This is a genomic window from Fluviicola sp. (assembly GCF_030151805.1).
Taxonomy (GTDB): Bacteria; Bacteroidota; Bacteroidia; order Flavobacteriales_D; family Crocinitomicaceae; genus Fluviicola.
Genome location: NZ_JASLCN010000344.1, coordinates 1 through 10004, shown reverse-complemented (window position 1 = coordinate 10004; position 10004 = coordinate 1). Strand labels below are relative to the sequence as shown.

The 10004-nt window shown below is 43.2% G+C and carries 9 protein-coding genes; all 9 read left to right on the top strand.

The features are described from left to right. The first annotated feature begins 97 nt into the window (after positions 1 to 97). Positions 98 to 2866 carry a polysaccharide lyase family 8 super-sandwich domain-containing protein gene (locus Q1V93_RS13100; protein ID WP_300665329.1) on the top strand — a complete coding sequence of 923 codons (2769 nt, stop codon included), beginning with the start codon at positions 98 to 100 and terminating at the stop codon, positions 2864 to 2866. Positions 2867 to 2952: 86 nt separating this feature from the next. After that, a complete protein-coding gene (locus tag Q1V93_RS13095) occupies positions 2953 to 4638 on the top strand; it encodes a hypothetical protein (RefSeq protein WP_300665327.1) in 1686 nt (561 codons plus the stop codon). Between the two features lie 479 nt (positions 4639 to 5117). Continuing rightward, a complete protein-coding gene (locus Q1V93_RS13090; protein ID WP_300665326.1) occupies positions 5118 to 6116 on the top strand; it encodes an EamA family transporter in 999 nt (332 codons plus the stop codon). Between the two features lie 47 nt (positions 6117 to 6163). Further along, the gene (locus tag Q1V93_RS13085) at positions 6164 to 7189 is read left to right on the top strand and encodes an ATP-binding cassette domain-containing protein (protein ID WP_300665324.1); all 1026 of its coding nucleotides are present in this window, start codon (positions 6164 to 6166) and stop codon (positions 7187 to 7189) included. Further along, a complete protein-coding gene (gene metI, locus Q1V93_RS13080) occupies positions 7182 to 7838 on the top strand; it encodes a methionine ABC transporter permease MetI (RefSeq protein ID WP_300665323.1) in 657 nt (218 codons plus the stop codon). The genes Q1V93_RS13085 and metI overlap by 8 nt, the downstream gene beginning before the upstream one ends. Positions 7839 to 8053: 215 nt before the next feature. Continuing rightward, positions 8054 to 8866 carry a methionine ABC transporter substrate-binding lipoprotein MetQ gene (gene metQ / locus Q1V93_RS13075; RefSeq protein ID WP_300665322.1) on the top strand — a complete coding sequence of 271 codons (813 nt, stop codon included), beginning with the start codon at positions 8054 to 8056 and terminating at the stop codon, positions 8864 to 8866. 164 nt (positions 8867 to 9030) lie between these two features. After that, the gene (locus tag Q1V93_RS13070; RefSeq protein ID WP_300665320.1) at positions 9031 to 9288 is read left to right on the top strand and encodes a hypothetical protein; all 258 of its coding nucleotides are present in this window, start codon (positions 9031 to 9033) and stop codon (positions 9286 to 9288) included. 232 nt (positions 9289 to 9520) lie between these two features. Then, positions 9521 to 9772 (top strand): hypothetical protein, encoded by a 252-nt coding sequence (locus Q1V93_RS13065; protein ID WP_300665318.1) that lies wholly within the window; start codon positions 9521 to 9523, stop codon positions 9770 to 9772. Continuing rightward, positions 9772 to 10004 (top strand): hypothetical protein (locus Q1V93_RS13060; protein WP_300665316.1); only part of this gene is annotated, 233 nt, incomplete at its 3' end. The genes Q1V93_RS13065 and Q1V93_RS13060, both read left to right, overlap by 1 nt.

Sequence of the window (10004 nt, the reverse complement as noted above, 5' to 3'; positions counted from 1 at the left end):
AAAAAACTCCTTGTAAACGCAGTAAACTAATGTCATCACGATTCCCGGCCCGAACAAGTCGGGAATCGTTTTTTTACAACCTTAATATTCGTCTGTTATGAAGCAGCTAGTTGCACTTATTCTGATCATTTTTCTTTCTGACGTGAGTTTTTCTCAGCAGACAGCCATCAATAATCTAAAAGAAAAATACATCGAGTGGCTGATTGGCACACCGACTGATTATAACACCCCGGAAGTAGTGGAACGTTACAATCGCTACATTACTAACGGCAACAATGCCCGAGATTTGTCTGCTTACAATTTCCAGAATCCGGGAGCTGTCTGGGATTTAACCCAGGGGGCCGATCGCTCTGCCTACTCCACCTTAGTAGAAAGCAAACTGATCCGGTTGGTCATGTTGTATAAATTACAAGGGCCTGCAGGTTCGCCGAATCCCAGCTATAACAGCCCCGGACTGAAGGATACGATCCTGGATATTTTTCAATACCTAAAAAACAAGGGAGTAAACGCTTCAACCAACTTTAACATGTATGAGAATGCTTCATTGGAAATGATCGAGATTTACAATTCGGTTGCTCTGCGTTCATCCGCTTACTCCGCTTCCATCTTGCTGATGAAGGAAGAACTGAAACTTGCCGGAGAATTTGATCATCATATGGGTGCTCTCAATCAACTGACGAGTTTCCTTCGGTCAAATAACCCGCTTTTTAATTTTACCTATCCGGGATTCAATACCGATGTGATCCGTTCTACCAGCGTGCAGCGGTTTTGCTATATTCTTGCTTTGGATGATACCGTTAGTGCCAGACCACAGGAAATGATGCATTTCAAAAACTTCATGAATAATGCCATGAAAATATCCCGCGGCTGGTCGGATTGTATCAGACCCGATTTCATTACGTATCACCACAAAGGAGCATATACAAACAGCTACGGGATCAACGCATTGCAAATACTTTCTATTTTAAACTGGACACTCAGCGGAAGTCCTTATGAATTGAACCCGGAAGCACAATCAAACCTGCGGAATGCGGTTTTAAATTATTCCAAACTGTGCATCGACTTTGAAATGCCAAGAGGAACTTCCGGCCGCTTTCCCACAGATTTGTCGGCATTGAGTTCCTTAAGACTAGCCCATGCCTATCTATACCTTTCAAATCCCGTACAAAATGTAGATTGCGGCAAAGAATTTATCCGGCTTTGGGGCATTTCTTCTCCTCAAAACACCAACCTGATCAGGAGTGCCACAACCAGTATCAACTTGTTGAACGGTCTCCAGGGGCCGAGACATTTTATGGAAACCATACAAAGCGGTTTACCCGCTGCAGTAAAAATGGAAGGTCATTTTGGATTCCCTTATGCCGGTTCGAGCGTTCACAAACGTCTGAATTTCCAGCTCAATTTCAAGGGCTCAAGCAAATACATCTGGGATTACGAAAATTCAGCTACTGAAAACGTATTCGGAAGGTATTTATCAGCCGGCGGAATGGATATTCTTTGCAATACAAGTCCCGTTTCGTATGATGGCAGCGGACTGGCTCTTGTTGGCTGGGATTGGTCGCATTTTCCTGGAACTACCGCCACCTATTTACCATTCGGTCAGTTGGGACCGGCTACTCACCGGCTTTTCAGCAAGGGGAATTTCATCGGAAATGCTTCTTTGGATCAAAACGGAACCTTTGTTCTCGATTACAGAGACAACTATTCGACCACTCGCATGAGTGCTTTGAAATCTTATTTTGCTGTTGACAATAAAATTCTCTGCATGGGATCCGCTATTCAGGATACAAACGGAATTGCTCCGATCCATACAACCTTATTTCAAACCAGGTTAGTGCACCAGGATAGCGCTACTTATGTCAACGGAGTGGCTCAAACCGGTTTGGCGACTGACATTTCACAAGTGGGGGGCGGAATCCGGATGACTGATGCGATGGGGAATGGTTATATCGTACCCAATGTGAGTGCCAACACAGATGAAATCCGCATCAAACGCGAGATACAAAATTCCATGAATCAATCCAATACTGCCGCAACGAGCGGTAATTTTGCCTCCGCTTACATCAATCACGGAACTGCACCTTTGAATGCGGGTTACCACTACCTTGTTGTTGTAAAGGGAAATGCAGCGGAAATTCAGGCTGTGGCGCAACAACCAACCAATTATTTCGAGGTTCTGCAATGCGACCGGAAAGCGCATGCTGCCAAATACGTTCCGGACTCCATTTTCAGTTACGCTGTTTTTGACACTACCAGCGTTTTCCTGGCTGATTACCTCCGAAAGGTGAATCATCCATCCGTCATTCTTACACAAGCAATTGACTCCGGCGACAAACTGAAAATCAGCGCCACAAACCCGGATTTGGGTATGCTCAACGAATCGGAATTTTACCAATACAATCAAATCGGGAACAATCCTGCGGTTCAATACCGCATACCTCAACCGGAAATGATTACGATCACACTGGCCGGAGAATGGGAACTGGATCAAAGTTCCAACGGATTGAGTATTTCATCTGACGGAACTCTTTCCTACCTGGAGGTTGAAACACTCCACGGAACGACCGTACAAACACTATTGAAAAAAGTCCTTCCTTCTACGAATTCACTTACTGAAAATGGGGTTGAGCAAATTAAAATGTACCCGAATCCTTCGGATGGAAAAGTATACATCAATCTTGATTATACGCAAATCAAAACGTGGGAGGTATCTGACAGTAAGGGTTCAAAATTAAAAGGAGCTGTATTAAGTCCCTCTGACAGCCATAAAACCCTTATTGATTTAGGAAATCCAGCTTCCGGTATTTATTATCTGCGATTGACTCAAAGTAATCAAACTTCTTTATTGAAACTGATCATCCGGTAAGACCCCGGGATTCCGAAATAGTTGACATTGACTTATAAATAACCAGTTAGATTGCACATAAGAAGTATTCACTAATCCTATTTGTAATGAAGAAATTATTATTTATCTGTGCGTTGACAGCTGCGCTCTTTTCTTGTAAAAAAGAAAAACTGTTTAAAGGAAATTCAGGTTCCACACGTGGATTATCATCCGCTGCAATCTCTCCCGCCGAACAAACGGATCGTACCGTTCTCGTTGTTCTTATTTCAACACCTACCAAACAGAATATGCGGACTGAACAGGAAGCCCGTGAAGCTGTTTTTTCGAATACTGGCCGCTCATTGCGCACCTTTTACAATGAAACTTCAGGTGGCCGGCTTTTTATAGCAGGGCTTAAAGACAGACTTCTGGGTGATGTTGTGAGTATCAATGTACTTGACCTGGGAATTCTCAATGAATGCGCAACAGATACCTGGAAAACACTGGCACTTCCGGCGCTTTTAGCAAAACTGATTGTTCCTTCGCAGTACAATACCGTCATCTACATTACACCGTTGGTTTCGGGTTGTTCCAATGGGATAGGAACTACCGGAACACCAGGCGGAACCAATACCGGTTATTCTGTAGTATACTTCGACAAAGACGGTAGCATACCGATTCGCCAGCGCACCCTGGCACATGAAGTGGGTCATAATTTAGGATTGTCTCATGCGAATACAAGAACTTGTACAGATAATACGGGTTTAGCAACTGCCTTATCCGACAACTTTACTGTGAATGACCAGAAAGATCCCAATGAAGTAATGGGAACGAGCGCACGCGGTGAGGAATATGGCAGGCTGCTTTGCGCTCCGCGTTTACAGTCATTGGGTTGGTTAAGCAGCTCGGAAATTATTACGACAACCAGCACGGGAACCTTTACGCTTTCTCCTTTATATGGCGGAGGAACAGGGTCTAAAGCTCTAGTTGTTCCCGCATTTATTGCCGGATATGACCTCTGGATAGAAACCCGTCAACCTTTTGGAATACATGATGATTTTAACGCTGCCGCAACATTTCAAGGTGTTTCAGAATCAGCAGTAAGCACCCTGGCATTCCGCCTGGTTAAAAAGGATGCCAGTAACCGGGTTTCTACGGAACTGCTGGATATGCACCCTTCTACTGTTGGCTACTGGGGATTCATAGATGCTTATCTTCGGGTTGGCGAAACATTTACGTATGGCGGTAAGTCCTTTAAGTTGGAATCAGTAGCATCAGATGGTTCAGCAACCCTTAAAATCACCGGACCACCACCCGCTACTTTAATTGCGTATGGTGCAACCTGGAGATTTCTTGACAATGGAAGCAACCAGGGAACTTCCTGGATTCCCGGTTCGTTTAATGATGCGGCATGGGCAAGTGGCGCAAGTCAGTTGGGTTATGGCGATGGCGATGAAGCGACGGTTGTTGGCTATGGTCCAAATATCCTTAACAGATATGTCACCACCTACTTCAGGAAAACAATTACTATTACCAATCCGGCAGCATACGCAAGTTTTGTGGGAAATGTAAAAAGAGATGACGGAGTAGCAATTTATATTAACGGAACAGAAGTGTACCGGAATAATCTGGCAGCAGGTGCTTCGTATACCACTTATGCTTCGTTGGCGAATGACGATGGAGATACACCTCAGAATTTTTCCATTCCTTCTTCCGTGTTCGTAGCAGGCAATAATATCATTGCTGTCGAAATGCATCAGGCCAGTGGAACGAGCTCCGATCTTAGTTTTGATTTGGAGCTGAAAGGAAACTAATAGAAATACAAGTATTTTGTTGATGTAAGCGAGGTGCGGGTTTCTTTTCATGTACCTCATTCGGTCATCTCGCTTACTCAATGTTTCTGAAAGAACTGATGAAAACCCTCCTCCATTCAGATCTCTCAAATGTTAAGTTTTGTTTAATTTTACTTATTCTATAGAATTAGTAGATAAATAAAGCCTATACTTGCACAAAAATTCAGAATAAGAACTAAAAACAGTATGAAACGTCTTTTTAACATATTTGACAAGCAATTCGGGAACAGGATTCCGGTGCAGTTTCATACTTCAAATGATGGCCAAATGAAGACAGGTACAATTAGCTGGACAATGATGAATAATTATCGCACGATGCGCTGTTGTATGAACATACATCCATTATACCGTATATAAATTCTTAGAAAATTCTATTTCAAGGGCTTTACGGTAATACGTAAAGCCCTTTTTTATTTCATCACAATTCAAAAACAACAATCATGAGCAACATCAAAAACAACTGGTTAGTACCACTCGCTTTTACCAACATATATGTCATATGGGGGATCACCTTTCTTGCCGTTTCTTTCGGATTAACCGGCTTCCCTCCTTTCATCCTTTCAGGATTCCGCTTTTTGGCGGCAGGTTTCATGATCTTCGGATATCTGAGAGCGAAAGGAGAAAAAGCGAATTCGTTGGTCAACTGGCGTAAAAATGCCATTACCGGAATCCTGGTGCTTACCGGAGGAACGGGATTGGTTGGCTGGGGAGAACAATATGTATCAGCTTCCGAAGCTTCAATTGCTATTGCAACGGGCCCGTTTTGGTTCATTGCAATTGACAAGAAGAATTGGAGATACTATTTCTCCAACAAGTTGATCTTAGTGGGATTGGTAATCGGTTTTGTGGGATTGGTGCTGTTTTTGAGCGGAAGTGTTACCAGTCCGGAAAGTGCGGTCAGCGGTTCTCTGAGAATCACCGCATTCATTGTGTTGGCATTGAGTTCAATCAGCTGGGTATTGGGATCCCTGTATTCCAAAAACAACCCGGCGGGGCATTCGACCTTCATGAACATTGCGCAACAATTAATCACGGCCGGGTTTGCTTCTTTGATAATCGCCTCTTTCCGAAATGAATGGAGCGGATTTTCCATCGCAGCAGTTCCCTTATCGGCCTGGTTTGGTTTGTTGTTCCTGACCATCTTCGGTTCGGTTGTGGCATACGTTTCTTACATCTGGTTGTTGTCCGTAAAACCGGCAGCTTTGGTGAGCACGCATACATACATTAACCCGATCGTCACAGTGCTTGCGGGTTGGGTCATCACCAATGAGTTCATCAATGGAAGTCAGTTGCTGGGACTCTTCGTTATTTTGTCGGGGGTTTTATTAACCAATGCAACCAAGTATCTGAAGCTGTCAAACCGTTCCAAAGTGAAGATCAGAAGAACCATGCGGTCGTGGAACAAAATCAGCAAATCATATAAACACATTACAGGATAAAAATCACAGAGATCCGGATCATTTCCGGGTCTCTCATTCAAACGATCATGATTGAAATCAAAAACATTAGTAAAACATTCCTGCTGAAGAAGCAGCCGCTGAAAGCGCTCGACAACGTGAGTCTGGAAGTGGAACGTGGTGATATTGTAGGGATAATCGGGTTTTCGGGAGCGGGAAAAAGCACGCTCATCCGTTCTGTGAACCTGCTTGAAAAGCCGGATCAGGGACAGATTATCATCAACGGAACAGATTTAACAACGTTGAATGCCCGAAAACTGGCACTGGAACGCAAAAAGATCGGAATGATCTTTCAGCACTTCAACCTGCTTTCTTCCCGAACGGTTTTCGGCAACATCGCACTTCCTTTGGAATTGGACAAAGTCAATAAAAAGGAGATTCATAGCAGAGTAAACGAGCTCTTGAAACTCGTTGGGTTGAAAGACAAGGCAAACTTCTACCCGGGAAGTCTTTCCGGCGGTCAGAAACAGCGTGTCGCCATTGCCAGAGCTTTGGCAAACGATCCGCATTTGCTTTTGTGTGATGAAGCAACAAGCGCTTTGGATCCTGCAACAACGCAATCTATTTTGCAATTACTGAAAGACATCAACAAACGATTGGGCATTACCATTTTACTGATCACGCACGAGATGGATGTAATCAAATCCATTTGTAATCATGTGGCCGTAATTGACCAGGGAAAACTCATTCAAAAAGGAACTTTGGACGACCTTGTTTCGGCAAAGGAAGATCCGATTATTAAACAATTTATAACATCAGAAAGTATGTCAATACCACAATCATTCGACAGCAGATTGCAGCCGGAGCAGCAGACAGGCTTGTTCCCGCTCATCGAAATAGAACTGACGGGAGCTGTTTCCTTCGAAAAATTCTTAGCGGTTGTCAACGAACACAACATTCCGCATAAAGTAATCAAAGCAAATATCGAATACCTGGGGAATTCCAACTTCGGGAAGCTATTGCTGCATTTGCAGGGAAGCTCTGAAGAAAACACGCAAGTCATTCATTATTTCAATCAAAACAACATTCAAAACACGATTAAAGGTTATGCTTGATCAAACAACTACTTCATTATTGCTGGAGGGACTTTGGGAAACGGTTTTTATGACTTTCGTCTCCGGTTTCTTCGGCTTTTTATTGGGGTTACCGGTAGGAATTATCCTATTCGTTACCCGGAAAGGACAATTTCTTGAAAACAGGATCTTCCACCGGAGTTTATCGGTTTTGGTGAATGTCTTCCGTTCCATTCCTTTTATTATCCTCATTGTATGGATGATTCCTTTTACACGCGGGTTGATCGGAACTTCCATCGGTGTTTACGCGGCGCTGGTTCCTTTGAGCATTGGCGCCGCTCCTTTTATAGCGCGATTGGTTGAAAACAGCTTGCTGGAAGTTCCTTCCGGTTTAATTGAAACCGCCAGAGCTATGGGAGCAAGTCCGCTGCAGATTATCCGGAAAGTACTGCTTCCCGAGGCCTTACCTTCACTGATCAACAACGCCACAATTACACTCATCACGCTGGTCGGTTATTCGGCCATGGGAGGAGCAGTCGGTGCCGGCGGTTTGGGCCAGATCGGATACCAATACGGCTACATCGGTTACGACAGTGTGATCATGAACCTGGTGTTAGCACTGCTGATTATCCTGGTATTCCTGATTCAATTCACAGGAGACAAACTCTCCAAAAAAGTCAATCACAAGTAAGAACCAGCGTTAACTGGTGAAAACTGAGCAAAGCAATGATAGATTGCTTGATGCGAAGGATCAAGCGTTAGCGCAGTCATAACTGATCAATAAATGAATGATTTGTCCGGGAATATCGGTGACGATTAAGAAAACCCCACAGTACCGATTTTTCGGGATTCGTGGCAAAGAACCTCCTGGATATTCGTACAAAACATCAATTAATAAAAATTCATATGAAAACAATCAAGTACTTCACATTACTAACCGCAAGCCTACTATTCCTGCATTCCTGTGCAGATTCATCCCGGAAAAATGATCCGAATTACATCAAAGTCGGAATTACTTCCGGCCCGGAAAGGGAAATTGCCGAAGCTGCCAAAAAAGTAGCGAAAGAGCAGTTCAACCTCGAAGTGGAACTGGTCGTTTTTAATGATTATGTTGTTCCGAACGAAGCTTTGAACAACGGCGATATCGACGCCAACGCCTTTCAGCACGTTCCTTTCCTCGAAGAACAAGTCAAACAACGCGGATACCAGCTGGCGGCAGTGGGCAATACCTTTGTTTACCCGATTGTGGCATATTCGAAAAAAATCAAACACCTTTCGGAACTCAAAAACGGCAGTACGGTTGTCATTCCCAATGATCCGACCAATGGCGGGCGCTCTTTGCTCCTGCTACAAAAAAACGGACTGTTGAAATTGAAAAGCCATGTGGGCTTACTACCGAAAGTAACAGACATCGTTTCCAATCCGAAACAATTGCGCATCCTGGAAATCGAAGCTCCGCAATTGCCCAGAGTTCTGGACGACAAAGAAGTAACGATTGCCGTGATCAATAACAATTTTGCTGCGCAGGCAGGATTGAATGCAGATAAAGACGGTCTTTTCAAAGAAGACAAAGCATCTCCTTATGTAAACATCATTGTTTCGAGAAAAGACAACAAGGATCAGGAGAAGGTGAAAAACTTTGTAAAAGCTTACCAATCGGAAGCGGTGGCACAAGCAGCCGAAAAAGCATTTAAAGGCGGGGCGGTAAAAGGTTGGTAGTATGACGCGAAATGCCAAATAATGGAAAAACGGACCATCCGTTTGAACTCTTCACCTTTCGTGATACATTTGAAAAACTTCAAACCTATCTGCTATGAAACGGATCAACAGCCGGATAGTTTGAACTGATATCAATTATGTATTAACCGTTAAACTATACAATCATGAAAAAGTTCATTTTTGCCGGATTTTTCGCTGCTGTTGCAGTTGTGACAACAGCGTTTACTTTCCAGAATTTTAGCACAAGTAAGAAGGAGCTTCCTTGTACGAAATTTTATCAAACCTGTCCCGGCGGGCTTGTTTATTACAAATGTGTAAAAACTTCTACCGGTCAATCATCTCCGGACTGTTACAATGTAGCCAGCGGCCCGAATAGCGGTGGTTGCAACATAACCCTTTATCCTTGTGGAGGCAGACAATAAACAATTGCAATGGCTGAGCAGCAAAAAGGTCCATAAAGATGCATCATCATACAGGTATGCAAAAAAAGTGAACAATTCGTTTGGACTTTTTATTTTTTAAGAATATATTAGCGAAACTTCACATCTACCAGCTATGAAAATGAATCATAACAAACCTTATCACCCGAACTTTTTCATTCCTGATTATTTGCGATTTATATCAATCTTGTATTAACCGTTAAATTATATAATCATGAAAAAGTTCATTTTTTCAGCTATTCTTGCTGGCGCGGCAATTGTCACAACAGCGTTTACCTTCCAAAATTCAGATGAAGGAACAAGTAAAAAGCTTATTCCTTGCAAAAAGTTCTATCTAACTTGTCCGAGTGGTATCATTTATTACAAGTGTATGAGAAACGACTCTGGTGAAGCTTCACCGGATTGTTACAATGTAACAACTGTTCCGAATAATGATGGATGTAATATCACAGCCCGTAATTGTTAATGGCAACGTTTAAATCATTCAAATGGCAGGGAGTAATTTACTCCCTGCTTGTTTTATCTGCTTGTTCAACCGAAGTCAAAACCGTCAAGGAGATCTGCGACAGTTGCTCGGGAGAAAGTTCTGTGAATTTCACAGAAACTTCATTGAAGATCAGTGACTCCCTGCTTCTGAAAGTGCCGGAAGGATGTGGTGAGATTAATTCAGACATTCCTCCAAAGCGTGAGGGAAATAA

What these genes read in the sequence shown, in the direction of transcription:
- Q1V93_RS13085 (WP_300665324.1), top strand. Translation starts at nt 6,164, where the DNA reads ATGATTGAAATCAAAAACATTAGTAAAACATTCCTGCTGAAGAAGCAG.
- Q1V93_RS13090 (WP_300665326.1), top strand. Translation starts at nt 5,118, where the DNA reads ATGAGCAACATCAAAAACAACTGGTTAGTACCACTCGCTTTTACCAAC.
- Q1V93_RS13095 (WP_300665327.1), top strand. Translation starts at nt 2,953, where the DNA reads ATGAAGAAATTATTATTTATCTGTGCGTTGACAGCTGCGCTCTTTTCT.
- metI (WP_300665323.1), top strand. Translation starts at nt 7,182, where the DNA reads ATGCTTGATCAAACAACTACTTCATTATTGCTGGAGGGACTTTGGGAA.
- metQ (WP_300665322.1), top strand. Translation starts at nt 8,054, where the DNA reads ATGAAAACAATCAAGTACTTCACATTACTAACCGCAAGCCTACTATTC.
- Q1V93_RS13070 (WP_300665320.1), top strand. Translation starts at nt 9,031, where the DNA reads ATGAAAAAGTTCATTTTTGCCGGATTTTTCGCTGCTGTTGCAGTTGTG.
- Q1V93_RS13100 (WP_300665329.1), top strand. Translation starts at nt 98, where the DNA reads ATGAAGCAGCTAGTTGCACTTATTCTGATCATTTTTCTTTCTGACGTG.
- Q1V93_RS13065 (WP_300665318.1), top strand. Translation starts at nt 9,521, where the DNA reads ATGAAAAAGTTCATTTTTTCAGCTATTCTTGCTGGCGCGGCAATTGTC.